The 25,059-nt window shown below is 63.6% G+C and carries 26 protein-coding genes and 1 pseudogene; 14 read left to right on the forward strand and 13 right to left on the reverse strand.

What is annotated here, in order from left to right:
* Positions 1 to 209: 209 nt before the first annotated feature.
* The 7 genes from TL10_RS30775 to TL10_RS30410 all read left to right on the forward strand — a co-directional run bounded on the left by TL10_RS30775 (position 210) and on the right by TL10_RS30410 (position 7,228).
* The gene (locus TL10_RS30775) at positions 210 to 437 is read left to right on the forward strand and encodes a VOC family protein (protein WP_110789245.1); all 228 of its coding nucleotides are present in this window, start codon (positions 210 to 212) and stop codon (positions 435 to 437) included.
* A 366-nt stretch (positions 438 to 803) separates the two neighbouring features.
* Positions 804 to 1,805, forward strand: a complete 1,002-nt coding sequence (locus TL10_RS27540) for a D-alanine--D-alanine ligase family protein (RefSeq protein ID WP_043988165.1) — start codon at positions 804 to 806, stop codon at positions 1,803 to 1,805.
* Between the two features lie 142 nt (positions 1,806 to 1,947).
* The gene (pdxS, locus tag TL10_RS27545; protein ID WP_043988166.1) at positions 1,948 to 2,841 is read left to right on the forward strand and encodes a pyridoxal 5'-phosphate synthase lyase subunit PdxS; all 894 of its coding nucleotides are present in this window, start codon (positions 1,948 to 1,950) and stop codon (positions 2,839 to 2,841) included.
* Between the two features lie 748 nt (positions 2,842 to 3,589).
* Positions 3,590 to 4,267 (forward strand): flavodoxin family protein, encoded by a 678-nt coding sequence (locus TL10_RS27550; RefSeq protein ID WP_043988167.1) that lies wholly within the window; start codon positions 3,590 to 3,592, stop codon positions 4,265 to 4,267.
* Positions 4,268 to 4,879: 612 nt separating this feature from the next.
* The gene (locus TL10_RS27555) at positions 4,880 to 5,614 is read left to right on the forward strand and encodes a cutinase family protein (protein WP_052506569.1); all 735 of its coding nucleotides are present in this window, start codon (positions 4,880 to 4,882) and stop codon (positions 5,612 to 5,614) included.
* Between the two features lie 289 nt (positions 5,615 to 5,903).
* Positions 5,904 to 6,410, forward strand: coding sequence for a YkgB family protein (locus TL10_RS27560; RefSeq protein ID WP_043988186.1), 507 nt, complete (start codon positions 5,904 to 5,906; stop codon positions 6,408 to 6,410).
* A 143-nt stretch (positions 6,411 to 6,553) separates the two neighbouring features.
* Positions 6,554 to 7,228 (forward strand): sigma-70 family RNA polymerase sigma factor, encoded by a 675-nt coding sequence (locus TL10_RS30410; RefSeq protein WP_079635426.1) that lies wholly within the window; start codon positions 6,554 to 6,556, stop codon positions 7,226 to 7,228.
* A gap of 124 nt (positions 7,229 to 7,352) precedes the next feature.
* On the opposite strand, the gene TL10_RS27565 is transcribed toward TL10_RS30410, so the two are convergent.
* Positions 7,353 to 8,201 carry a patatin-like phospholipase family protein gene (locus tag TL10_RS27565; protein WP_043988169.1) on the reverse strand — a complete coding sequence of 283 codons (849 nt, stop codon included), beginning with the start codon at positions 8,199 to 8,201 and terminating at the stop codon, positions 7,353 to 7,355.
* Positions 8,202 to 8,306: 105 nt separating this feature from the next.
* Entirely contained in the window at positions 8,307 to 8,975 is a 669-nt protein-coding gene (locus tag TL10_RS27570) for an RraA family protein (protein WP_074325339.1), read from the reverse strand.
* 294 nt (positions 8,976 to 9,269) lie between these two features.
* Here TL10_RS27570 and TL10_RS27575 point away from each other — a divergent pair, with 294 nt between their 5' ends.
* Positions 9,270 to 10,220 carry a LysR family transcriptional regulator gene (locus tag TL10_RS27575; protein ID WP_043988170.1) on the forward strand — a complete coding sequence of 317 codons (951 nt, stop codon included), beginning with the start codon at positions 9,270 to 9,272 and terminating at the stop codon, positions 10,218 to 10,220.
* Between the two features lie 20 nt (positions 10,221 to 10,240).
* Here the strand turns inward: TL10_RS27575 and TL10_RS27580 are convergent, their stop codons facing one another.
* From TL10_RS27580 to phnA, 7 genes and pseudogenes are all read right to left on the reverse strand, one after another.
* Positions 10,241 to 11,326, reverse strand: a complete 1,086-nt coding sequence (locus TL10_RS27580; protein WP_043988171.1) for a GGDEF domain-containing protein — start codon at positions 11,324 to 11,326, stop codon at positions 10,241 to 10,243.
* Between the two features lie 142 nt (positions 11,327 to 11,468).
* Entirely contained in the window at positions 11,469 to 12,905 is a 1,437-nt protein-coding gene (locus tag TL10_RS27585) for a dihydrolipoyl dehydrogenase family protein (protein ID WP_043988172.1), read from the reverse strand.
* Entirely contained in the window at positions 12,902 to 14,137 is a 1,236-nt protein-coding gene (locus TL10_RS27590; protein ID WP_043988173.1) for a bifunctional alpha/beta hydrolase/OsmC family protein, read from the reverse strand. Before TL10_RS27590 ends, TL10_RS27585 begins: the two co-directional genes overlap by 4 nt.
* 316 nt (positions 14,138 to 14,453) lie before the next feature.
* Positions 14,454 to 14,774 (reverse strand): annotated as a pseudogene (locus TL10_RS27595) (acetyl-coenzyme A synthetase N-terminal domain-containing protein); the annotation flags it as partial.
* A gap of 62 nt (positions 14,775 to 14,836) precedes the next feature.
* Positions 14,837 to 15,748: a LysR family transcriptional regulator gene (locus tag TL10_RS27600; protein WP_043988175.1), complete on the reverse strand. Its 912-nt coding sequence runs from the start codon at positions 15,746 to 15,748 to the stop codon at positions 14,837 to 14,839.
* 107 nt (positions 15,749 to 15,855) lie between these two features.
* Positions 15,856 to 17,190: an MFS transporter gene (locus TL10_RS27605; protein WP_043988176.1), complete on the reverse strand. Its 1,335-nt coding sequence runs from the start codon at positions 17,188 to 17,190 to the stop codon at positions 15,856 to 15,858.
* Positions 17,191 to 17,208: 18 nt separating this feature from the next.
* A complete protein-coding gene (phnA, locus tag TL10_RS27610) occupies positions 17,209 to 18,594 on the reverse strand; it encodes a phosphonoacetate hydrolase (protein ID WP_043988177.1) in 1,386 nt (461 codons plus the stop codon).
* 376 nt (positions 18,595 to 18,970) lie between these two features.
* Between phnA and TL10_RS31510 the strand changes: the two genes are divergently transcribed.
* The gene (locus TL10_RS31510) at positions 18,971 to 19,300 is read left to right on the forward strand and encodes a hypothetical protein (protein ID WP_079635427.1); all 330 of its coding nucleotides are present in this window, start codon (positions 18,971 to 18,973) and stop codon (positions 19,298 to 19,300) included.
* Here the strand turns inward: TL10_RS31510 and TL10_RS32155 are convergent.
* Positions 19,256 to 19,468 (reverse strand): DUF417 family protein, encoded by a 213-nt coding sequence (locus TL10_RS32155; protein WP_079635428.1) that lies wholly within the window; start codon positions 19,466 to 19,468, stop codon positions 19,256 to 19,258. The genes TL10_RS31510 and TL10_RS32155 overlap by 45 nt on opposite strands.
* A 188-nt stretch (positions 19,469 to 19,656) precedes the next feature.
* Entirely contained in the window at positions 19,657 to 20,247 is a 591-nt protein-coding gene (locus tag TL10_RS27620; RefSeq protein ID WP_043988179.1) for a TetR/AcrR family transcriptional regulator, read from the reverse strand.
* A gap of 139 nt (positions 20,248 to 20,386) precedes the next feature.
* On the opposite strand from TL10_RS27620, the gene TL10_RS27625 reads away from it, so the two are divergent.
* The 5 genes from TL10_RS27625 to TL10_RS27645 all read left to right on the forward strand — a co-directional run bounded on the left by TL10_RS27625 (position 20,387) and on the right by TL10_RS27645 (position 23,598).
* Positions 20,387 to 21,208: an NmrA family NAD(P)-binding protein gene (locus tag TL10_RS27625; protein WP_043988180.1), complete on the forward strand. Its 822-nt coding sequence runs from the start codon at positions 20,387 to 20,389 to the stop codon at positions 21,206 to 21,208.
* Positions 21,209 to 21,231: 23 nt separating this feature from the next.
* The gene (locus tag TL10_RS27630; RefSeq protein WP_043988181.1) at positions 21,232 to 21,858 is read left to right on the forward strand and encodes a TetR/AcrR family transcriptional regulator; all 627 of its coding nucleotides are present in this window, start codon (positions 21,232 to 21,234) and stop codon (positions 21,856 to 21,858) included.
* Positions 21,859 to 22,019: 161 nt separating this feature from the next.
* Entirely contained in the window at positions 22,020 to 22,613 is a 594-nt protein-coding gene (locus TL10_RS27635) for a molybdopterin-dependent oxidoreductase (protein WP_043988182.1), read from the forward strand.
* Positions 22,610 to 23,344, forward strand: a complete 735-nt coding sequence (locus TL10_RS27640; protein ID WP_043988183.1) for an FAD-binding oxidoreductase — start codon at positions 22,610 to 22,612, stop codon at positions 23,342 to 23,344. The genes TL10_RS27635 and TL10_RS27640 overlap by 4 nt, the downstream gene beginning before the upstream one ends.
* A complete protein-coding gene (locus TL10_RS27645; protein ID WP_043988184.1) occupies positions 23,341 to 23,598 on the forward strand; it encodes a DUF6510 family protein in 258 nt (85 codons plus the stop codon). The genes TL10_RS27640 and TL10_RS27645 overlap by 4 nt, the downstream gene beginning before the upstream one ends.
* Positions 23,599 to 23,786: 188 nt before the next feature.
* On the opposite strand, the gene TL10_RS27650 is transcribed toward TL10_RS27645, so the two are convergent.
* Complete coding sequence (locus tag TL10_RS27650) at positions 23,787 to 24,083, reverse strand: peptide methionine sulfoxide reductase (protein WP_234711555.1); 297 nt, start codon at positions 24,081 to 24,083, stop codon at positions 23,787 to 23,789.
* A complete protein-coding gene (locus TL10_RS27655) occupies positions 24,080 to 24,694 on the reverse strand; it encodes an RraA family protein (RefSeq protein WP_412770115.1) in 615 nt (204 codons plus the stop codon). Before TL10_RS27655 ends, TL10_RS27650 begins: the two co-directional genes overlap by 4 nt.
* Positions 24,695 to 25,059 lie beyond the last annotated feature (365 nt).

Genomic DNA, 25,059 nt, shown 5'->3' on the forward strand with positions numbered 1-25,059 from the left:
GCCCAAAGGGCTTGCCAAGTGTGAGTCCATCACAGCTGCTGCCAGCCGCCCATCCCGAAACTGCCGACCCTATCGATATCAACAATCACCGGATTACGGCTGAATCGAATACTGAGGGTTACCAGTAGTGGATCAAATCAGCTCTTTCGCAACAGCATTCACGTAATGATAATCACTGTCCGGTCTTGTGGCATCTGGCGGTTTTCACAGTGAAGCTGGCGGTCTTCGGCAATGCGGCTGTTGTCTCCGCCAAGGTGGCGGTGGCTGCGCACGACGTCGACCAGGCGAGAGCGTTTCTGAAAGTTGGTGGCCGCGCGACTGGTGAGCGTCCCGAGTATCCGGAAGGCACTGTCGTCGTCGTGCAAGACCCTGAGGGCAACGAATTCTGCATCGTCCTTACGAATCGCCGAGCTACACCGATAGCTGATACGCGCTAGTACGTTGCAGTGCCGGCTCCTTCCTAACTGAATGCTACGACCGTCAATGTCTCGAAGCTAGAGATTCGGGAGTGATCAGTTTCGGTCTCGTTTAGTCGGTCACCCAAGGCCCGGCGCGCCTTGCCGACTTCACCGACCGCGGCCAAATAGCGGAAGGTCTCAGTGCTGATCTGGCGGCCGTCGACATGTCGGCCGGCACCCCGGTCGTGCGCCAGGCCTGGAGAAACGGCGCGCTCCGTCTCGGCTTGCCCTGACGGGAACTGGCTCGCCAGTCAAATGCCAGGCGTCCAAACGTACGCACTTCAGGCTGCGGCGATCCCGAGGTCGAGCACCGCCCTGCATGAGAGAGGAAATGGTCGTTCCCTGATGCACGTTCTCGTCCTTGCCGGTGGTACCGGAGCCGAGAGGGACGTCTCCCTAGCTTCCGGCAGCGTCGTCGGCCGTACGTTGCGCGACGCCGGGCACGTGGTCACCGTATGCGATCCGGGGTCACCAACACTCGTTGTCAGCATCGACGACCTCCCCCGCAGCGTTCCGTTGCGTTTTCCCTCACCAACGGAGTTGCACGACGCCCATAACGCCTTTCGCGACGGCTTCTTCTCTGAAGTTGCGACAGAGGCTCTCCGTGGTACGGACATAGCGTTCAACTGTCTGCACGGCGGTTACGGCGAAGACGGCCGCCTACACGGCTACCTGGAGATGCTGGGCGTGCCCCATACCGGGGCTCCGTCACAAACCTGCGCCACAGCATGGGACAAGGACCTGTCCAAGAGGCTGGTGTCCTCGGCGGGGATACCCATCGCCACGAGCTGGATGGTGAAACCTGGTGACCGCCGCTCAGATCATCCAAGCCTCACAGCTCGACCGGAACCCGTTGTGGTCAAACCCGTTCACGGCGGCTCGACGCATGGCGTGGTGCTCCTTGGGAACGGACGTCAGGTCTTCGACATCGCAGACCGAAGCGAAACCCTCATCGTCGAGGAGTTCCTTCCTGGACGGGAGATCACCGCAAGTGTCGTGCAGAACGAGCCGCTACCGCTGGTCGAAATCATCGCTCCGCGTGCGATATTCGACTACGAGGCCAAGTATCAGCGCGGGGGCGCAATCGAGACCTGCCCCGCAGAGGTGGACTCCGCGTACGAAACCGTTGTCCAGACCAGTGCGATAGCCGCCGCCACCGCCATCGGATTCAATGAATACTCCTATTGCAGAATCGATTTCCGAGAGAATAGTGACGGCATCCCAACCTTCATCGAGGCCAACTCGTTGCCTGGGTTGACTCTGACCAGCCTCCTTCCTCGGGCTGCCGACGCCGCGGGCCTTTCCTTCGGCGACTTGTGTCAGCGGCTCATCGATATTGCGCTCTAGCGCAGATCCCGTCATGCACCAGCGGCATGCTCACCACCACCCAAGGGCGGCAACACCTATGAACACGACGACCACAAGTCCGCGAACGCCTCAGTCGCAGGTTGTTCCCGCATCGACGACGAATCACCCTCCGTCACAGCCCATGCCGTCCCCGCTCCAGACTGGCACCGCTCGCGTGAAGCGCGGGATGGCCGAAATGCTCAAGGGCGGCGTCATCATGGACGTCGTCACCCCCGAGCAGGCCCGCATCGCCGAGGCCGCGGGCGCCGTCGCGGTGATGGCGCTCGAGCGCGTGCCCGCCGACATCCGCGCTCAGGGCGGCGTGTCGCGGATGAGCGACCCCGACATGATCGAGGGCATCATCGAGGCGGTGACCATTCCGGTCATGGCCAAAGCACGCATCGGACACTTCGTCGAGGCGCAGATCCTGCAGAGCCTCGGCGTCGACTACATCGACGAATCCGAAGTTCTCACCCCGGCCGACTACACCAACCACATCGACAAGTGGAAGTTCACCGTGCCGTTCGTGTGCGGTGCGACCAACCTCGGCGAAGCGGTCCGTCGCATCAGCGAGGGAGCGGCGATGATTCGCTCCAAGGGCGAGGCCGGCACCGGAGACGTCTCCAACGCAACCACGCACATGCGCAAGATCGGCGGCGAGATCCGCCGGTTGACCTCCCTGTCGGAAGACGAGCTGTACGTCGCGGCCAAGGAACTGAAGGCGCCCTACGACTTGGTGGTCGAGGTGGCGCGGGCCGGCAAGCTGCCCGTGACACTGTTCACCGCCGGTGGCATCGCCACCCCGGCCGATGCGGCGATGATGATGCAGCTGGGCGCCGAGGGCGTCTTCGTCGGATCGGGCATCTTCAAGTCGGGCAACCCCGAGGAGCGCGGCGCGGCGATCGTGAAGGCCACCACCTTCTTCGACGACCCGGACGTGCTGGCCAAGGTGTCGCGCGGATTGGGTGAGGCAATGGTCGGAATCAACGTGGAGGACATCGCGCAGCCTCATCGGCTCGCCGAGCGCGGCTGGTAGCGGACCGCCGCCACGTCGAACTCCCCCAGCGAGAAGGTAGCGCGTCGCTGCATCATCGTCGCCTAAATACCCTGGCGGTTGCACTTTTGGCCGCCATATCACGTCCCTGGCGGCCGAAGCTGCTCCGGAACCGCAGGATCCACGACGCGACTGGCGGATCGACGACTCGGGCCCTGCTCGACTGCGCTCAGCCTGACGTTTCCCGGGATTTCACTGGCGTCGGCCCGCGGCTCTGTCAGCTACGGCGGGACGCAATTCACCATCGGGCAGTCCGACATCTTTCTGTCTTCCCGGACATGGCCTTGGGGGTGGGAGCATCACCAGCACCGAAGAACGATCTGCGGTCCACCCGGCCATGTCATCTTGGTAGGCTCTCGACTCTCGTTGGCGTTTTCGACGACGCGTAAAACCCAGTCGGTGGCCCTCGGTCGGCAAGCCAACGCACGAGATCCGCTGTAGAGCCCAATGGCCACCGCGTGACTCAGCCGCCTCCATCGGAGGTCGACGGATGTCCGCTCGGAAGCACACGGCTGCAGCCCTTTCCGCAGACCAGGATCGGAGATGGCAACGTCATGGCGGGCTTGGTGAGTCCATCCGGCACGAACAGCGACGCATCCGTGTACCTCGTAGTACAGTCTGCCGCACACAGTCCAATTTTGGGCAAGCCTAGCGAGACGGGAACCTCACCGTGAACGAGATCGCGGCGCCAGACGACGACGCAGCACCTGCCTTTGATGGCCTACGGGCGATGTTCGTCAACTGCACTTTGAAGAAGTCGCCTGAGCGCAGCCATAGCCAAGGTCTGGCCGACATCAGTCGCGCCCTGTTCGAAAAGCACGGCGTCGCCGTGGACCAGATACGAGCCATCGATCACGACATCGCCACCGGGGTCTATCCAGACATGACAGAGCATGGCTGGGACACCGACGACTGGCCCGCACTCTACGAACGCATCATCGCCGCCGACATCCTCGTCCTCGTCGGGCCGATATGGCTTGGCGACAACAGTTCAGTGATGAAGAGGGTCATCGAGCGACTCTACGGCTGCTCGGGACTATTCAACGACGCTGGGCAGTACGCCTACTACGGACGCGTCGCCGGGTGCCTCATCACCGGTAACGAAGACGGCGTCAAGCACTGCGCGATGAACGTTCTCTACAGCCTGCAGCATCTCGGCTACGTCATTCCGCCACAAGCAGATGCGGGTTGGGTGGGCCCGGCCGGGCCAGGCCCGTCCTACCTCGACGAAGGGTCCGGCGGCCCGGACAACGACTTCACCAACCGCAACACCACCTTCATGACCTACAACCTGATGCACATCGCATCGTTGCTGCGCTCAGCAGGTGGGGTTCCCGCGTACGGCAATCAACGCGCAGAGTGGGATGCCGGTTCCCGATTCGGATTTGCCAACCCCGAGTACCGGTGATTGCAGGCATTGCCTTCAACCCAAGGCGCAGCCCCGCCTCGAAGAGGCGAACGGTTTAGGACTTCAGATCAAAAGGTCTCGATCGTCACAGCACCCCTGCGCACCAGAGCCCGTCGACCCTTGCGATCTACCCCCAGTGTCGGTGTGCGGGCCATTCACGTGTTCACCAAGGTAGACCGCAGTGCCCCTCGGCATAGCCGCCTTCGTGCCGACGGGTGACGTTGCCGGATTACGGGCGATTGACTCCTCGGATCTTCTCGGCCGCAATGCCTTTCACATCGGGAGGCGACCTCGATCATGGCCTCGATCTCATCGACGATGGCGACAGCCACACCACCGAGCGAGTGTCTGTACCCCGTAGTACAGTTCGCGGTACAGAATCGCGAGTACCGCAAACCCAGCGAGGACACGGATGGAGGCGACCGCCATATCAGTCAAACCAAGGCAACGGCAGGCCGTTTCATCCCCACAGCATCGGTTCACAAGCGACCGCGGACGGCGCCAACCACGACCCTCTCAAGTTCACGAACGCCACTCGCTTGCACCCGTCGATCCCAGCCGCCTGATGCCACGCCTCGACGCATACGACATCTCTGCAAAGGAACACTCATGATGATCAGTGCCGCCGCACACCGCAACAGGCGACCGAAACCCTGCGGTAGGTTGGCCGCCGCAGGCCTTTCCGTCATTGCGATGCTCACGCCATTTTCCCCGGCCACCGGGACCGCAGAAGCGGAACCCGACTGTCCGAGTGTTCAGATGATTTTTGCCCGGGGGACGTTTGAACAGCCAGGAGTCGGTGCGACCGGACAAGCCTTCATTGACGCCGTGAGCGACCGCCTAGGCGGCAAGTCCATGGACGTGTACGCGGCGAACTATCCTGCATCGCTCGACTTCAAACACGCAGCCGAAGGCATCATCGACGTGCGCAACAAGGTCCAGTCCATTGCGACTACCTGCCCGAGCACCAAGATCGTCCTCGGGGGTTACTCACAGGGTGCCGCAGTGGTCGGCTACACCCTCGAGGACACGATCCCGATGGACTATGAACTCCCGACCGGCATCACGGGCCCCATGCCCGCGGCGATGGCCGACCACATCGCCGCGGTGACCCTCTTCGGGACCCCAGGAGCCGGTTTCATGGCACTCTTCCAGCGCGACGCACCACCCATCATCATCGGCAATCCCTACCTGGCCAAGACGATCCAGCTCTGCGAAACAGGCGATCCAGTTTGTTCTCCCGGCGGCCGAGATCGCGCAGCGCACAGCGCCTACAAGGACAACGGGATGGCGGTAGAGGCAGCGGAGTTCGCCGTTGGCGCACTGACGCGGACTCCGACCGCTTGAGTGTGCGATCTTTCTGAAATGCAACGCCGAATGAAACAACCGCCATAAGCGAATGTGATACCTAAGTAAAAGCACTACTTCTAGACGATCGTTTATCAGCCGACATGCGGTCGCACCCTCTATAGCTCCGGTGTATCTTTTGCCCTGTATCCAGTCGCAAGTACATTTACATGCGGTTCACGCCCCGCCTAATTCTTACGATATGCCCCACTCGGGCATATTAGACGTATACGGTCCCGAAATTCCACAACGGAAGGAATCACTAATGGCTACGGATATCAAAGTCGTCATGTCTAGATTGTCGAATGCCGAGTCTGCGGTTAGTTCTGTGGGCAATATCGTCGCGCGTTACGGCTTGGCTGGTGTCATCGGGTGGATAGGAATTTTGAAGTTCCATACATACGAGGCGCAGAACATCCAGCCCTTGGTGTCGAATAGTCCCTTCATGGGTTGGATGTATCACTTGCTCAGCGTTGACGCTTTTTCGCTGATGCTGGGTATCGTCGAGATCGTCACCGCCCTACTGTTGGTCGTGAAGCCGTGGTTTCCTGCGATCTCGGTAGCAGGGAGCCTCTTGGCAATTCTGCTCTTCGTGAGCACCCTGACATTTCTTTTCACCACTCCTGGGGTGGGCGAGGCGTCGGCCGGCGGATTCCCGCTCCTGTCGATGACCGGCCAGTTCCTTATCAAGGATATCGTCCTACTAGGGGTCGCGATATTGACGCTCGCAGACGCCCTACAGGCTATCGCCCCGAGTGCGTCGATGACTGCCGATCGTGGAGACACCCGGCACTGACGTACCGGTGCCAACAAATCGCTGCGTGAATAGGTGTACGTACCCAGCACACTGACGCGCTCATCGGGTCCGTTAAAGGAAAGTCAATTGTCATCATACAGAGAAATAGGCGCGACGGGCCACTACGTGAGCATCTCCGCACAATGACTGCCCTTCTGCTTCAGGGCGGCGCGGAGGCACTGTCGAATCAGGTGAACACGGTTCGAGATGCGCCCAACGCCAGGTGTCCAGCTGGGTCGGCACCGGCGCTTGCCGAGCGGTTCGAACGTGAAGCCCTGCCCTATCGTGCCGCGCTCCTCTGCTCGGCCCGGCGACTCACACGCCGGGATGTTGATGCGGAGGATCTGGTTCAGGACACGATGATGAACGCATTCCTGGGATTCGACCGCTTCCAGCCTGGCACAAATCTGAGGGCGTGGCTCTATCGGATCATGCACAACCGCTGGATCAGCTCCCACCGGCTGAAACAACGCCGCCCAGAGACCTTTAGCGTCGATGCAATTGCTGATATCGGGATCGTTGGCATTACTTCTCGTTCGGCACGGTTCGCGCCCTCGGCGGAAGACGAGGCCTTGGACGGTCTGTCCGACCGCCGAATAGAAGAAGCACTGCGTTCGCTGCCGGAGGGCTTTCAGAACGTGCTGTACTACGTTGGCGTCGAGGGTCTCACCTATGCCGACACCGCGATCCTCCTGGGGATTCCACTTGGAACGGTCACTTCCCGCCTATCGCGGAGCCGGATTCGACTGCGCGCACAGCTGGCTGATTGCGCGAACGGTCCAGGAGCCCGGTCACCTCGACGTCCCTCTGGCCTATAGTCGCCGCCACCAGTGGGCATCGGTGTTTGGATCGTAACCCGTTGGTGTCCAGCGCCTTTGGTGGTTGACCTTGCTCTATGCAATCTGCAGCAGGCACACACGTGCCAGGCGGTGGCACGGGTCATCAATTGTCCCGGTGCGGTTCCAACAGAGAGGCCTGCCCCACCGCACTATGTGCGCGCCGCAGCCAGTCATGGGTGGCGGCGTGGGACTGTTCGATCAGCGACGCGGCCTGGGAAAAATCGGTTGGCGCAACGCGAACCGGGCACAGCGGTGGGATCACACGGATGTCGACGGCGCCCTCGAAGCGGTCGACATCGTTGGCGAGCCTCTGGTTGATCGCGATCGTCATTGCGTGCATTGCCAAACCCATCGCGCCTTTGGGTGCAGATCGCAGAGCGCACGCGTAGCCGGTTGGCAACACGTAGATGACGTCGGCGCCGAGTCCCACGGCATGCGACAGCGGGGTGTTGTTGACGACGCCACCATCCATCAGGTCCCGGCCGTCGATACACACCGGCGGGAGGATCGCGGGTATGGCCGCACTTGCGGCGATGGCGTCGGCCGCATCTCCCGACGAGAGCAGCACATCTTCCCCTGACAGCACGTCGGTTGCCACGCAATGAAACGGCGTGGGGGCGTCCTGGAGTAGCTGAAAGCGTAGGTGCTGATCAAGGATGCGTCGTAATCCGTCACCGGATGCGAAGTGTCGGCGTCGCCCGAGGATGCAGAGCACGCTGGTACTCAGGCGGGTGGGAAACACGTCTCGTTTGGACAATGAGTGCCACACACCGATTAGATCCTTGGTTCCGGCGACATCGGGTCGGGCGGCTACCCACGCTCCGTTGAATGCGCCCACCGACGTGCCGACGACCATGTCCGGCGTGACGCCCGCCTCGAACAAACTGAGGAGCATCCCCGCCTGTACGGCGCCCAGGCTCCCCCCTCCGGAAAGCACGAATGCGGTAACCATGATCGTGCGATTATGGACGTCTGGCGAGACGCACGTCGATGTTTCGAGCATCCTGCGGGTCCCAAGCGTTGCTATGTCTGAATCGGTTGTTACGCAGATGTTTTGCTAAATGGAGCCGAAGGTCGCAATCGCGTCTTGCAGACTCATGCCCTGTTGAAGGGCGACCCTGATGTCCCGCTCACGCTCGGTGACCGCCTCTGAACGCTCTAGGACCTGCAGGACATGCTCAGCAGGAATGACCACGACCCCGTCGATGTCGCCGAGGACGAAATCGCCGGGGCTAACGGTCACAGCCTCAACGTTGGCCCCTGGAAGGAGGATCGGCTGGGCCCAGCTTTGCACCTGCCACCGCCCTATCGATTGAACAGGCGTGCGGTAGGTGGAGAAGGTGGCGAAATGTGCCTGCTCGAGCCAGGCTATATCGCGCACTCCGCCGTCCACGAGGGCACCGCGGCAGCCGAGCGTCTGGAGACCCAGAGCTATCAACTCCCCGAAGTAGCAGGCGCCGTGTCCGGACCCCGACCACACCGTGACGTCGCCGTCCTGCACTCCGGCGCATGCCTGCACCTTGAGTTCGTCGGTCGGGGGGCCACCGCTGATCGAATCGCCACTGATCGTGTAAGCCCAGCCTGCCAACTGCATGCCCGAACGCGGCACAAAGTCGGCCGACAGGGCCTGATTGGTTAACCCCATGGAATCCAATACGTCAGAGACGTTGGCGGTTTCGACTAGAAGGAAGCGTTCACGAATCTCGGTTCGGTGTGACGTTGACACTTGTACTCCTGCCTCAAAGATGGCGGCCGCGCCGACAGTGTACGGAGTGGTACAGTATCACGGCAACTGCCGTTCATACTGGAGCGTGGGGCTGGCGTCGTATCCAAACACCGGTATGAAACTCGGACGTCACGACACCGCTGACAGCTCAGATCCTTGGCGAGCCGCGAAAACCATGCGGCCCCGAGGTTTAAGGAGATCCTGCAGATGCAACTCTACGACCGAGGTGTCTCCGCCCTACGCCTTGCACCCCTAGTAAACGTCGGGTACGACGCCGGAGGGGTATATCGCTAGATGGAGCCGCGGATCGACATTCGGCATCTGCGTGCGTTCGTCGCAGTGGCTGAGGCCGGTAGCCTCTCGGCGGGAGCTCGCAGCCTGGACGTGAGCCAACCTGCAGTGTCCCAAAGCCTCGCGGCGCTAGAGGAATCCCTCAATGTGCGGCTGCTCGTGCGGGGGCCAGGCGGGACATCACCAACTCCGGCGGGGGCCGTATTGCTGAGTGAAGCACGCACCTTGATTGGCCGGTTCGAAACGGTCCTAGCCAAGGTGGCGAACATCTCGCCGGATGTCGGCGCTCCATTGCGGATCGCCGTTCCTGCTGAGATGACGATCCAGCCGCTTACCGATGCACTCTCCAAGCTGGCGGCCTCACGCTTTCGCAATACGGTTGTCCAGCTCTCGCAACTGCCCTGTCCTGCTCAACTGGAAGCGCTGAGGAGAGGCACGTTGGATTTAGCGCTTATACGAGAGCGGCCTACTGGTGAGAACCTCGATGTCGCTCTTGTCGCCGAGGAACCCTTGGGTGTCCTGGTAGCCACCGAGCAAGCTCATCGTTTGCGGCTGGGCACGGCTGACCTACGGTTGGACGACTTGGGGAGTCTGCAGTGGCTCGGTTTCCCGAGGTCCGACAGTCCGACATGGCATGACCACATGGTGGCCGTCCTCCGCAATCACGGAATCGGGGCCGGTGCAGAGACTGCTGATGCCAGGGGCCAGGTGCCGGAGGTGAAGCTTGCCCAATTGAGCATGGGTGGGCGGTTCGCGCTGGTTCCGCGTGGGTATCTGCATCAGTTTCCCAGCTCGTTGTTGTGGATGCCGCTGGCTGGCGAGCCGCTCGTGCGACGGACGTGGGCTGGATGGCCGGCCTCGTCGAGACGTCGAGATTTGGCTCTGTTGATCGCGGCAATGGATGGCCCGCACCGCTCGGCGGTGGCAGGCGGGACCGCTGACGGCACGACGTAAACTGAAGCTGTCGGCGCTCGCTAGTCGTTGGGCGGGGCAGGGCGCCATACGCCATGATGGTGACATTGGTTGCCGCCGTTCCGTTTTGCGCGGTACATGGCCATGTCTGCGGCGCCGATCAAGTTTTCCATGGCCTCGTCCAGGACATGGCGGGACAGCGAGTCCAGCGCCACACACGACGTGCCTATGCTGGCCGTGACGGGCATGGGCAGTTCCCTGATCGCCGCACAGATGCGCTGATAGTGCAGCACGTCGCGGTGTGAAGGCGCGACATCGGCAATGAGGAATTCCTCCCCGCCGCTGCGTGCGATGACGGCAGTCGGTGCGGAGGCCGACCGGAGTGCGCCGGCGACCGCCACCAGCGCTCGGTCGCCGGCAGCATGTCCGTGGGTGTCGTTGACAGACTTGAAGTCGTCGAGATCCACCACTGCAATGCGCAGGTATCCGCCTCTCGCGCTCTGGTGATGGGAGAGCAGGCTCGGTATCCGCATGCGGAAGGCGCGCCTGTTCAGAAGTCCGGTCAAGGGGTCGAGATCGGCGGCGGCCAAGTCTCCCTTCACTGTCCGCAGCAGACTGCAAATGGATATCGCCACGGCGAGGTTTGCCTGCAGCACCAAGAACAGGTCGACTGTTGCCAGCGCGATGCGTCCGTCGTCGGCCAGCTCGACGACATGGCTCAGCGCTACCGCCGCGACGACGAGGAAGACACCGAAAACCATGGAAGGCGAGTGGAAGAATGCCACGTAGGCGGCGATGGTGGTGAACGCAATGCATCCCAGAAGTGCCGCCAGATGGTCGGGGTAGGCCAAGCAGGCCAACGCGATTGACCCTGTGGCAATCGCGGCGAACCCCATCGATTGCATTCGAGAGGGCCACCGCAATAGCCATAAGACCGCACCCGCGACTCCTCCGCCCACGGCGAGCCACATCATTGTCTGCGCCGGCTGGTGCTGCGGGCCGCCGGCGCCGATCAGGAGTACCAGCGTTGCCGCTGACATCGCCAGCGAGGTGGCGGCCACGAAGAGACGGGTGATGAGCGTCGCGTTGCGTGCGTGCATGAAGGCGGTGAACCACTCGTAGTGTTCAGCGTCTTTTGGCCCCGTCACCTGCCCACCACTTGTCCGTAACCCTTCTCGCCTATGAGCAGGGCCGGAAACGCAATGCACGCTTTCGTGAATGGTTTGGCAACCCCCGGGTTCGCCAGCTGTATTACCTCCCAGGGAAGTCGACTTCCCAAGACCGAGCGGCCTACTCGGTTGTACGTTCCCGTTGCCGGGCGAGGAGCGGGTTCCAGATCTGGTTGACCGACGGGTGCGGCGCCACCACGTGACGCAGTGTCTCGATCGGCACCTTGGCGACGACGGCGAGGGTGGCCGCTTGGGCGAGTTCGGCGAACTCGGGTCCGACGAAGGTGGCGCCGAGCAGGGTGTCAGTGTCGGCGTCGATGACCAGTTTCGCCCAGGCGTCGAAGCCGTCGCGGAAGATGAGGAGGTCGGGTACGGCTTCCGGGTACCGCGCGGTGCTCGTCGTGACCGTGAATCCGTCTGCGCGCGCCTGGCTTTCGGTTCGTCCCACTTCGACGACCTGTGGGTCGGTGTACACCACCTGGGGAAGGTTGTGCGGGTCGCGGGCGATCAGTTCGTCGTCGGCGAGCTGACGGCCTCGTGCGCGGGCGGCAATGACGTCGGCGACCACGACTGCGTGGTATTGCGACAGATGCGACAAGAGCGCGCGACCGGTGGTGTCGCCCATCGCGTACAGCCAGGCGCCGTCGACTCCGACCGCCTGCAAGTGGTCGTCGACGAGCACGAAGTCTCCGCCACGCAGCCCGACGGTGTCCAAGCCGAGGGCATCGGTGTTGACGACCCGGCCCGCGGCGACGACGACCTCGTCGACCTCGACGGTCTCCTCGCCGACGGTGACGCTGACGGCACCGCCCGCGACCGGTCGGGCCACGCCAGCTGGGTGAGCGTGGAAGCGAAGGTCTACTCCCTTGCGCCGCAACGACTCGGTGACCATTTCGCTGGCGACGGTCTCGGAGTTGCGCAGCAGGGCGCCGCCGCGCGCAAGCAGTGTGACCTTGGAGCCCAGGCCGGCGAGGATGGTGGCGAACTCGACGGCGACGACGCCGCCGCCGATGATCAGGGTTCGTGGTGGCACGTAGGTCATCGCCGCGAGTTCGCGGTTGGTCCAGGGGTGCGCGTCGGCCAGCCCGGGCACGTCGGGGATGGCGGGGCGGGTACCGGTGGCGAGCACGACCGCTTGGCGCGCTCGGATGGTCTCCTCGCGGCCGTCGGGGTGGGTGACGGTGACCTCCCGTTGGCCGGCGAGCCGCCCACGGGCGTGGAACACCGTCAGCCCACTCTGCTGCAACCCAGCGGTGGCGCCGTCATCGTTGAGATGGTCGACGATGGCGTCGCGTTTCGCGAAGACGGCCGCGACGTCGAGCTGGCCCGGCCCGACGGCTTCTCGGGCGCCGGGAACCGCCTTCGCCAGGGCCAGCACCTCGATCGGACGCAGCAGCGACTTGGTGGGATTGCACGCCCAGTAGTGGCATTCGCCGCCGATGAGGCGCTCCTCGATCAAGGCCACGTCGAGGCCTTCGGCGATGAGGTACTGCGCCGCTGAGGCACCACCGGGGCCGCCGCCGATGACGACGACGTCGAATTCTGAATCTTGGGTCATGTCAGCCTCTGTCTTGGTGCTTCAGCGGTATGGATGGACACTTCGGAACGAAGGGTGCGATGCACCGGGCATCGGTCGGCGATGTCGAGCAGCTTGGCGCGTTGGTCGGCGTCGAGCGGGCCGATGAGGGTGATGTCGCGTTCAATCCGGTCGACCATCCCCGTGGCGGTCTCGCATTCGGCGCAATCCTTGGCGTGGATGCGGAAGTGGCGCGAATCGACGACGATGCGTTCCAGCGGCCACTGCTTGCGATCGGCGTACATCCGCACCGTCATCGACGTGCAGGCACCGAGCGCGGCGAGGAGCAAGTCATACGGCGTCGGGCCGGCGTCGTCGCCGACGGGGCGGGGTTCGTCCGCGGTCAGCCGATGCCGACGCGCGCTGATCTGCTGGGTGAGTCTGCCGGGACCGCTCTCGGCGACCCGGACAGCACCCTCGGCCAAATCGTCGACAATCGGTTCGGCGGTCGTCGTGGGGGCCGTTGCGTACTTGCTCGCCCATGCGGCGAGGACGTTTGCCGCGTACTCGGCATCGGCTCGATCGCTGAGAAGATGGTCGGCGCCGTCGAGAGCGACGAACGACTTCGGATGACGGGCAAGGTCGAAGATGATTCGCGCGTTGTCCACCGACACGATCTGGTCTGTTGGGGCATGCATGACGAGCAGCGCGGCGTCGAGGGTGGAAATGCGCTCGCGCTGCGGTTGCATCGCGATGTCGTCGAGGAATTGGCGACGCACGCGAAACGGTCGCCCCCCGATCGACACCGTGGCCTCACCCGATTCGACGACGGGCGTCACGTCGCCGAGCATTCCGACGACATGGAAGGGGTCGGCCGGGGCGCCGATGGTGACGACACCGCGAACCTCGGGAATCTGCGGCGCGGCGGCCAAGACGGCCGCCCCGCCCAACGAATGCCCAATCAGTACCGCCGGGGCACTGAACTGATCACGGAGATAGTTTGCAGCGCAGACCAAGTCCTCGACGTTGGAACTGAAGCCGGTCGCGGCGAAGTCGCCGTCGGACTCCCCCAAGCCGGTGAAGTCGAACCTCAGTACCGCGACACCACGACTCGCCAGCGCACGCGAGATCCGGCCTGCAGCAGAGTTGTCCTTGCCACATGTGAAGCAGTGCGCGAACAAAGCCCACGCTGTCGGGGCGTCACTCGGCATCTCCAGCTTGCCGACCAACTCTCCGCTACTGCCGCGGAAGACCGTTCTGGTTGGGGTGCTCATACGCCTTCCTGGGCTCATGACGACCTTCGGTGAATGTACTACACGGAACAGTTCGTCACGCGATGCCGACCTAACGGACATCCGTCATCGCACGACGCATGCACAGCCCGTTTGACATTCGTCGAGGAATGGCCGTACCGATCCCAGGGATGGAGGTAACCGCATCGTCACAATGTACTGGAGGGTACGCCCGATGACACTCGCCCTGGCGCCCGCCTCCGTCAACGAGTTCGAGTATTCGTTCCACGCCTGGCGACTTGGCAGGCCACTGCTGAAACAACTTTCGGTAGACCAGCATGCGAGCGAGTTGTCATCGACTCAGCGTCTCGCTCTCGTCGACCGGTTCACCGACCCAGTGGATGGCGACCCGGTCACCGTTGCCTGCCTCGACGTGGCGGTCCACGCAGTTGTAGGCGACGTTGAGCTTGCCGTCGGGGAACCACTTCGCGAACGGAGCCTCCGACCAGTCGAGGACCTCGGTGAAGGGTTTCGCCCACGACAAGCGCTCGGCCTGGGTCGCCCAAAACGCCAAGCGGTCGGCTTCGGCCTCGTCGTAGAGGGCGGCGGAGGGCGGATGGACCCCCTCGGTGGGCAGCGCTAGGTTGATCGACAGCGTATCTATGGCGGACGTGGTCATCGAAGTAGATCTTCCTTGGGTACATGCCCGAATAGCGTGCTCTTCTGGCGGGATTGATGGTGTCAGATGAGTTCGACGTCAGGTTCGGGCCACTTGGCGAGGGTGCCGACGAGTTCGACGAAGGCGCGTTCTGGCGGAGTGAGTGCGCGACCGGCTCGTGTCACCAGCGAGACGGTGCGACGTGGAGGTGGCGGCTCGATCGCGAGCACCACCAGCAAACCCGAGGCGCGTTCGCGGGTGATCGCGTGCTCGGAGATGAGGCTCAAACCCAGCCCGGCACATACGGATTCCTTGAGTGTGGCGGGTCCCCACATCTCCCACCGCTCCACGTGCGGCAGGTTCCAAGCCGCCAGAGCCGCTTCCTGCTGTCGGCGAGTCGCCGAGCCAACTTCCCGCAAAATGAACCGCCGATCGGCGATGTCGGCGGGGTTGAGCACCCGTGACCGCAATGGGCAATCTGCCGGCCCGATGAGCTGCATTCGTTCCTCGAACATCGGCGTGGTGGTCAGGCGCTCGTCCTTAGGTTCCTCGGCACACAGTGCCAAGGCGACCTCGTTTTGGAGAAGCCACGCCTCGACCACGTCCTCGTTGCCCACGCGAATTTGGCAGTCGACACCCGGGACCCGCGTCGAGAAATCGGCGACGAGTTGAGGCAGGAGATAGGTGCCCAAGGTGGTGGTGCCCGCCACGGCCAGGCGGCCGGTCTTGAGGCCTTGCAGTTGTGCCACTTGACCTTCCAAGCGCTCGAGTACGGAGAACACCTCGCGAGCGTGTTGAAGAACCACCTCGCCGGCATAGGTAGCTCGCGCTCCGCGGCTGGTCCGTTGGACCAGTTGCACTCCGAGTGAATTCTCAAGTGCTCGAACGTGGCTCGACACAGACGACTGGCTCATGAACAAGCGTTTGGCCGCACCGGAGAATCCACCGCAGTCGACCACCGCGGCGAAGATTTCGAGCTGGTTAAGCGAGATCATGCCGTCGCCCTCTCCGCTGCTGGGACATCGCCGCAACCTTCGTCAGTTTGCCATCCGTCCCCGGTGTCCCGAGTAAGACTCAGACGAGACGCCGAGAACGGCGACGGTCAGCGGCGGACCGTCAAGGCGAGAAGGCAACTGCACGTGCACACTCCGGCTACCACGGGGAAGATCAACGCGGTGTTGCCCGTGATGTCCATCATGTGCCCGATCAAGGGCTCGGCAACCCCGGCGAAGATGTAACCGAAGAAGTTGACCACACCGATCGCCGTACCGGCCATCGCCTTGCCGGCAATGTCGGTGCTGAGCGCCCAGAACGTCGAATGCGGTCCGTAGACGAAGAACCCGAGCAAGAACATCAGCCCCATTTCGGGCAGGATCGGCAGTGCCAGGAGGTACATCGCCACGGCGGTCACGGCACCGAGGCCCATGAACAACGCGATGGGATAATCCCGCCGAGACTTGAAGATCCGGTCGGAGAGTTGGCCGTTGACCAGCGCCCCCAGCGCCATGCCGACGGGTAGAGCCACCGAGACCCACAGTGGGCTGATCTTCGAGCCGTCTGACTTCCAGTCGCTACCGAGCAGGTACACCGGGACCCAGATCAGCAACCCGTACCGTGCAGCATTGTTGAACCCCAGGGCCGAACCCGTCACCCAGACCTTCGGATTCCGGAGCATCAGTTTGTAGCGATCCACGGACTTGACGCCACGTGTCTGACCGGCCGAATCCAAGTGCTGACTGGGTTGGTCTTGATCGGCCTCCCAGGAGGGCGGGGGCTTGATCTTGGCTTGGCGGGGGTTGTCGCGCGCGATGATGAAGAACACGACACCGCCGACCAGCATCAGCAGCACGGGGATCCGGAAGATCCATCGCCAGTCGAGATCGAAGACCTCGACCACCAACGTCGAGGTCACGAACGCGAGCACGGAGGCAAGGCCGGCGGCGAAGTTGTAGAAGCCGAAGCTCTTGCCGCGTTCATGGGTGCTCCACCAGCCTGAGATGACCTTGCCACCCGACGGGAATCCCATTGCCTGGACGAACCCGTTGGCACCCCACAGCGCACCGAGGGATCGTGGGCCCACCGAGAAACTGGTGAACCAGTTGAACAAGGTGGACAGAACGGCACCGAGGGCCATCACGCGGCGGCCGCCGAACTTGTCGGCAAGGTTGCCGTTGACGATCTGGCCGACCGCGTAGCACCACAGCATTGCGCCACTGATGGCGCCCAAGGTGGACTTGCTCAGACCGAGCTCTGCTTGTATTCCCGGGATGGCGAACCCGAAAGTTTGTCTGCCCGTGTAGAAAAACAGATAGCAGAACATCGTGGCGAGCAACATCCGCCACTTGTATTTGGCGAACTCCTGCTCGGTGACTTCACGGAGAGACGATGAATCACTGACGAAGAGATCTGACGGGGCGCGTCGTTGCGAGTTTGTCATTTCCAGACCTCAGACTTCTCAAGACACGCGAGCAGCCGAGGCGCGATCGCGACCGTGCTTGGCCACGTTGGCAACGAGAGTCGTTGCGACCCAGAAAGCGTCGTAGTTGTGCACGTACGCGGTGTCTCCGAACGGCTCGTCGAGCGGCGCGGGCCTCGGCAAGGCACGGTTGACGATGAACGGGATCTGCAACTCTCCCAATGCTCCGTGTGAGCGAAGCGGGGCGTCCAAACCGCTGAGGTCATGCCACGCCTCATAGCGTCCAACCGCCGTCCCCGCAGCTGAAAGCAAGATGACGTCCCCGATGCGGTCGGCGGGCAAGCTGTACAGGGCAGCCGCCTCCTCGCGCTCGAGAACTTGCTCGACACCGTCGATGGTGCGCAGGCCCTCGACGACGTCCTTCACGGGGGCGTCGTTCGGGAGGTAGATGCTCGCGAACGAACCGAGCGCGCCGTGATGCACGGTGTAGGGATCAGTGATCGGCAGGATCACCCGAACCCCGTTCTCCGCGTCGGGAGCAGCACCCGCCGGGTGGCCCAGGATCCGACGCACCTCGTCCTCGACGTAGATGACGTTTGCCGTGCCACTCGCGTCGGTCTTCGCGCTCATCCCGTGGTCCGCGGTGATGACGACGACGGCACCGAGTGCGTCGAGCTTGGCCGCATAGTCGTCGATCATGGCGTAGAAGTCGTTCGCGACGTCGGACCCGGGGGCGTTCTTGTGCTGAATGTAGTCGGTCAGCGACAGGTACATCAGGTCGGCGCCCCGCGTCTGCAGGATGGCCACGCCGGCAGCCAGCGTGAACTCGCTCAGTTCCGCGGAGTACACGCTGGGCAGCGGCATGCCCACCAGGTCGAGCACGTCGGTGATGCCGTTGCTAGACACCGTCGCCGTGTCCGCCCTCTCGGCGGAGAAGCAGATTCCGTTCCTCGACGGCGCCATGAACTGGATGGCGTCACCGCTGAGGCTGGGACCCTCTTCGACCAGTCCGGCGCCCAGCAGACGGCGCAGCTTGTCCTTCGCCGTCACGACCACCACGTCCAGGCCGGCCTCGTTGGCCGCGGCGAAAACCGTCGGTGCCCGCAGGTACTTCTTGTCGTTCATCAGCACTTCTTCGCCCGTCTGAGTGTCGAAGATGTAGTTGCCGCAGATGCCGTGGGCAACGGGCGGGCGACCCGTGGCGATCGACAGGTTGTTCGGGTTGGTCAGTGCCGGCATGGCGCAGTGGGCCGCCCACGTGCTGCTCGACTCGCCGTCGAGAATGCCGCTCAACCAAGGCATCTTGCCCGCTGCCATGGCTTCGACGTGGTAGTCGGGTTCGCTGCCGTCGATGCAGATGACGACCACGGGCTTGTCGTGCAGGACGTAGGTTCGCTCGTTGACGGAGAAATTCTTGGGCTTCACGGAGAACTCCTGGCTAGTGGGTTTCGTAACTCGGCATAGCCATGGTGTGCGTGACGCCCGCCACGCAGAACCCCCAGAATGCCGATCGCTGACATCGCCGATGGCGATAACCTTCGTGGTAGACGGTGATCGCGGGCGACGGCGTGGTAGCTATCCGGCGGACACGCTCGGGTGCTCCGAGACCAGCGTGGTGGCCACCCAGAAGGCGTCGCAGTGTGTACGTAGGCGGTCTGACCGTAGGTCTCGGCGGCCCCCTCTCGGATGTGGACGGCCTGCACCTCATCCAGGGAACGATCCAGGGAACGCAGTCGATCGATGACCGAATCCCGATTCGTCGACGGGGGAGACAGATGCTTGGGAACGAACCGAGTGCGCCGTGCTGCACGGTGTGGGGATCGGTGATCGGCAGGATCATGCGGACGCCTTCCGCACCACCCTCATGGGCGCCCTCGAGAAGGCGAGGATGCGGCGGAACTCGTCGTCGAAACGCACCGCGCCAGACGGCCTTCATGGCCTCGCGATCGCCGGCTTGGGGCGCCCTCACGCCGGGGTGGTGAACATGAAGCTGAGCGTCGTGACGACCATCCCGATTGCCATCACACTGCCCACGATGGACGGCGACCAGCGCGGCGGCTGCCACTTCGACGACACCCGGCACGGCTTAGATGGCCGTCACCGAGAAGACGTTCTGGACCCAGCTCATTAGCGGGCTGCTCGTCATGAGCGGCAGCATCGATTTGGCGTCATAAGTGGAGAACTTCAGGGCACCGATCCATGCAATGGCAAACGCGAGTGCGCACCGCACCGCGACTTGCCCCACCGGAGACGCGACGGGTGAGCGATACAGGCGAGATATGACATCGCCCAAAGACATTGGCTTCTTCCGCCGCTGGGTGAACCGCTTCCGGAACGGGAGTGCCTCCGATGGGGCGCGGCGTTACACGACCGCGGCGACAGGTCGCCCTTTGGGCTGCAGCGGAAACGCCCAGCCGTGTAACGGATGCCAACCACCCCGGCACTCACCCACGTCTGATCATCGTGTGGCGCCCGTGGCTGCCAAAGTCAGTGTGCGCCGAGGCCTCGGATAATGAAATCGGTGAGTTTGTCGAGGTATTCGGGCTCGATCTCACCGTCTCGCACCAGGAGTCGCCAGTAAATCGGCGCGGGGAACAAGTCCAGAGCAAATTCGAGGTCGACGTCGGGGTCAAGTTCGCCGCGCGCGATCGCTCGATCGAGAAGGATCCGCCCGCGTGCCCGGCGCGGCTGCCCGATCATGCCCTCGACGAAGTCGCCCAACTCGGGATTGCGGCCCATTTCCGCTACCAGGTCGGCAAGGATCCGAGAGAACTGCGGATGAGACAGCCAGTGCGTCAGTGATTCCAGGGATTGACGCACATCCCCTGCGAGGGAGCCGGTATCCGGGATCTCGGCCCGGCCCACGCTGAAGTCGGCGACCACAGCCAACGTCATGTTCAGCTTCGAGGGCCAGCGTCGATAGAGCGCGCTCTTGCCGACCCCGGCGCGTTTCGCGACCGCCTCCATCGACAGTCGGGCATAACCCCGCTCCGCCAACTCGGCAAGGACCGCCTCGGTGATGGCCTTGGTGATCCCGGGCTGCAGCACAGCTGCACCGGTAGGCGTGCGACGGGTCATCACCGGAGTCTAGCGAATGGACGATACTGGCCCGACCGGCGTAAGTTCAGTAGGACGGTCCCGTATCGTCCACAACGTCGGGAGAGTTTCATGGTGACGAAGTCCGAGCAGCTGCAGCGCGCATTTTCTAGGCCAACACATGAATAGGGTGCTGATCACCGGCGCCACCGGAACGACGGGCAGCCGGGTTGCCGCCGATCTAGCGGAGCGTGGCGTGGCAACACGACTCGCGACGAGGACACCACAGTCGACTGGGCAGATTCAGTTCATTTGGGAGGACCGCGACACGTATAAGGCTGCCTTGCAAGGTATTTCGGCGATCTACCTCATCGCTCCCATGGGAGTTGCCGATCCGGTTCCCCTGGTACAGACCTTCCTCGACGAGGCCCTCGATCAGGGGGTGCGGCGCGTCGTGGCGCTCAGTTCGTCCGCAGTGCCCGAGGGGACGCCGGGGCTCGGCGCCGTCCACCATCTCGTCAAGACGGCCATGCCGGAATGGACAGTGCTGCAGCCGTCATGGTTCATGCAGAACTTCACCGGCGATCACCTCGTCGCTCGGGGAGTGCGAGACGGTGAGATCGTCACCGCCACCGGCGACGGCAAAGTGGCGTTCGTCGATGCAGCGGATATCGCGGCGGTCGCCGGGTGTGCCCTGTCCGATGACCGCGCGCACAACACCGAGCATCTCCTGACCGGCCCCAAGGCGCTCAGTTACACCGATGCCGCCGCGATCCTCTCCCAACAGACCGGCCGTACCATTCGGCATCGATCCGTATCGGCGCACGAAGCTGCTCGGCGTATCGCCGCCCATGGAATCCCCGCAGAGTTTGCACAGGTGCTCGCTGCCATGGACGTGGCGATCAGTGCCGGCGCCGAAGACCGCGTCAACGACACCGTCGAGCGGGTCACGGGCCGACCCGCTCGCACCTTCACGGTCTTCGCCTCGGAGGAAATCCAGTGAAGCAACCTCCCTTTGGCGAACCCGTGAATGAATCGGCCACCCCCCCTGCCGCCCGCAGCGCGTCGGCACCATCGCATCACCGGCACGCACGTGCGGCGATCGTCAACACCGCCGCCGCGACGATGTACCACCACGGCATCGCGGCGACCTCGACCGGCGACGTCGCCCGCGCCTCCGGCGCCGAGCCCAAGGAGCTCCATCGCCACTTCCGCGACAAGACCGAACTAGTCCAAGCGGTCATCGACCGCGAACTCGCCGTCGTCCTCGACGGCCAAGACACCACCGAGGCGATCACGTCCTGGGAGGGTCTAGACAGATGGGTGTCACGCGTCGTGGACGCACAACCGGCCGAAGACCGTCCGTTCGCATGTCCCCTCGGGACCCTCGCAACCGACCTGAAGCACTCCCAGGAATACCGACCAGCCCTCGCCGCTGCATTCCGCATCTGGGAGGGACATCTCGCTGCCGGCCTGCGCCGCATTCAGCAGCGCGGTGAACTGGACTCCGACGCCAACCCAGACCGCCTCGCCGCCAGCCTCGTCGCGGCCCTGCAGGGCGGATTCCTGCTGGCCTCGGTCCACGGCCGGATCGAGATCATGCGCGACGTGCTCGACGACGCCGTCGCGGCCCTGCGCCGCTACCAGGTATAAGCCAAGATCCGCAGCACACGTTCAAGAGTCAGCCGAAGGGCACGACACACTTTGGAGTGAACGCTGCGATCTCCTCACAGCCAGATGTACTCTGCAGTACAACTTTCACGTCGGCGCCCCCATGAGCACACCCACACGCGTGACCCGCGAAGGAGCTTCCCATGCCAGTGATCAACAGCGGGTTTGGTGGTCGTCGCGGGGCCAGCGACGCACGGTTGCCACCGGGCCAAACGCTCGTCGACGACTGGCCGGTCCTCACGGCCGGCCTGACGCCCGACATCGAGGCGCACGAATGGACGTTCACCATCACGACCGAGACAGGCACCGAGCACGGATGGGATTGGAACACGCTCCAGAACGCGGGCGTAGAGGACATCGTCACCGACATCCACTGCGTCACCCACTGGTCGAAGCTCGACATGGCCTGGCGCGGAGTGCCCCTGGACCGGCTGTTCGAGGACGTCGAGACCTCCTGCGACTACGTCATGGTCCGAAGCCACGGCGGTTACACCACCAACCTGCCCCTCGACGATCTCCTCGAAGGCCAATCGTGGATCGCCACCGAGGCAGAGGGCGAGCCCTTGACTGCCGAACATGGCGGACCCGCACGTCTCCTCGTGCCCCACCTCTACTTCTGGAAGAGCGCCAAGTGGGTCCGCGAGATACGGATGATGCCCAACGACGACCCCGGGTTCTGGGAACAGAACGGATATCACCTCCGCGGTGATCCGTGGCGCGAGGAACGTTACTGGTGAGGTCTCCGATCCGGGCGAGCTGGCACGTCGGACGCGTCGCCAGCCGCCGTCGAGAGACCGCGTCGGCGGTCCGTCTCGAGCTGGACGTGCCGACCTGGCCGGGAAACCCCGCCGGTTCCCACCTCGACGTCCGCCTCACCGCCCCGGACGGCTATCAGGCGACCCGGTCCTACTCGGTCGCGTCGTCGGGCGAGACGACTCGAGTCATCCTGGCGATCGACGAACTCCCCTCGGGTGAAGTCTCGCCATACCTCGTCCACCAGCTCGCGGAAGGCGACGAGCTCGAGGTGCACGGCCCCCTGGGACGGTACTTCGTCTGGATCCCAACCGAACTCGACCGTTCCCCGGTTCAGCTCATTGCCGGCGGATCCGGCGTGGTCCCGCTGTTCGCGATGGCCGTGGCGCGTGAGCACGAGACCGTCGATGCCGAGTTCCGCCTGTTGTACTCGGTCCGGACGCCCGAAGACGTCTTCTTCGCCGAGGAGCTCTCGGCGCTGTCGAAGACCACCGTCGACGTCGTGCACACGCGGACATCTCCCCCAGGATCGCCACGTGCGCCCGGGCGACTGACTCCGGAGTCGGTCGCCGATCTCGTCTTTCCTGCCACGGCGACACCGCGCATCTTCCTTTGCGGACCGACACCTTTCGTCGAGACGATCGCCGGTTGGCTTCTCCAACTCGGCCACGACCCCACCCGGATACGCACGGAACGCTTCGGAGGCAGCGGATGACCCACCTCGACGGAAACGCGCTCGCCGGGCTCTTCGCCGACACTGTCGGCATCGAAATCACCGCCGCAATCGGACGATGCGGAAGCTGTCATCTCGTCTTCGAACTCGCACGGGCCAACGCCTTCGTGACCGCCATCGGGGCAGTCCTGCGATGCGCGCATTGCCAGGGCGTGCTCGCCGTCATCGTCCAAAAGCCGCAGGAGGTGCTCGTCAACCTCTCGGGGCTGGCGCACATCGCGATCGCACGGCCGTAGCTCCTGCCACAGCCCGCAAGCGACGATCAGTCGACTGTCGTCTCGTTGACTGCGGTAACCAAACGTTTCGGTCGTCGGGCCCAGCTGCACGTCGATGGTGGCGTGATCCCCCAGCATCCGACGAGGGTCAACCGGCTGGCGGAGTTTCCGTCCCAGCACCAACGCGCCGAGCGGTGCTCAGGTCTGAGTCATGCGGGCGTCCAGGCGCGGAGAAACGCGAGCACCTTGGCGGTGGGCATCTCACAGGCGCGTAGGTGGTCGGCCGCGCCGGTGCGGTACACGTTCGCGCTGATCAGGTCGGTGCCGCCGAGCTCTTCGGCGAAGATCGTAATACTTCGCCCACCTGCCCGGGTGGTGCGGGCCAATCCGTATGTTCGCCCGTTGTAGATCGCACGCGTCCAACCCTCTGGCACTCTTTCGACGAGGGCCGGCAGACTTGCCGACCGGTCGCCCGGCGCCGCCCGATCGGGGGCTTGCTGAGTCAACGCTCGGTCCCGTGTGCGTCGTCAGCACTTTCTCGCGCAATCGCGGTGCGGTGGAATGCGTCGTCGCGTCGGATCTGGTGCGCGGTTTCGAGCACTTCGTCGATGTCGGCCTCCGGGATGAACACGGCCCCCGACGAGTCACAGAAAACGTACTGTCCAGGATGCACACCGACTCCTCCGATGACGACGGGGACGTTCGCTTGGAACGGCGTGACCGCGCCTCCACCCCAGGCGACAGCCTCTCCCGAGCACCAGGCCGCATACGGTTCTTCGGCCAGTTCGTCGAAGTCACGGAGACGACCGTCGGTGAGCACCCCCGCGAGGCCGGCGTTGGTGAGTCGAGAGAGTTTCGTCCCTCCAGCAAGTGACACATCGGGGTATCCGTTGCTGGCCATTACCAGGACAGTGTGTTCGGGATTGGTCGCGGCGCCCTGCACCGCTTGATGGAACAGTCGGCCGAAGTTGAACTCGTCCGGGCCGAGTCTCTCGGCGCACGTGGGGAAGAACGAGATCGTGACGACTCGGCCGAACAGGCGGCGTGTGGGCACGGGGCTCACGAGCCCGGTGACGTGTGCTCGGTGTCGATGCGCTCGTCCCAGCGCGTCCGTCACTTCAGCGCATGCGAGGCCCTCGGTGGCAAGTGCACGATGCGCATCCGCCTCTATATGCGAGCGACCTCCACTAGGTGTCTCCATCGGCCCTCCTCCACTCGTTGTCTCCATCGGCTCTTTTCCACTCGTCCGCACCTGCTTCCGAACACTTTTAGACGCTCGATGCTTACGTCGACACTCGACAGATCGTGACCCCACAGACCGCCTTTGATTTCATGGCCTGAGACTGCCGAGGCGGAGTGCCTGGAACTTGAGAAACGTCAGTCGCAGGTACACCGCGATCGACGGCCGACCTTCGGGCATCGAATACTTCGCGCAGGGTGTGAAGAAGACGGGGATCATCGAGCAGTGCGCCCACCCGGCCC

Origin of the sequence: Mycolicibacterium llatzerense, assembly GCF_000878195.1 — a bacterium.
Classification (GTDB): domain Bacteria; phylum Actinomycetota; class Actinomycetes; order Mycobacteriales; family Mycobacteriaceae; genus Mycobacterium; species Mycobacterium llatzerense.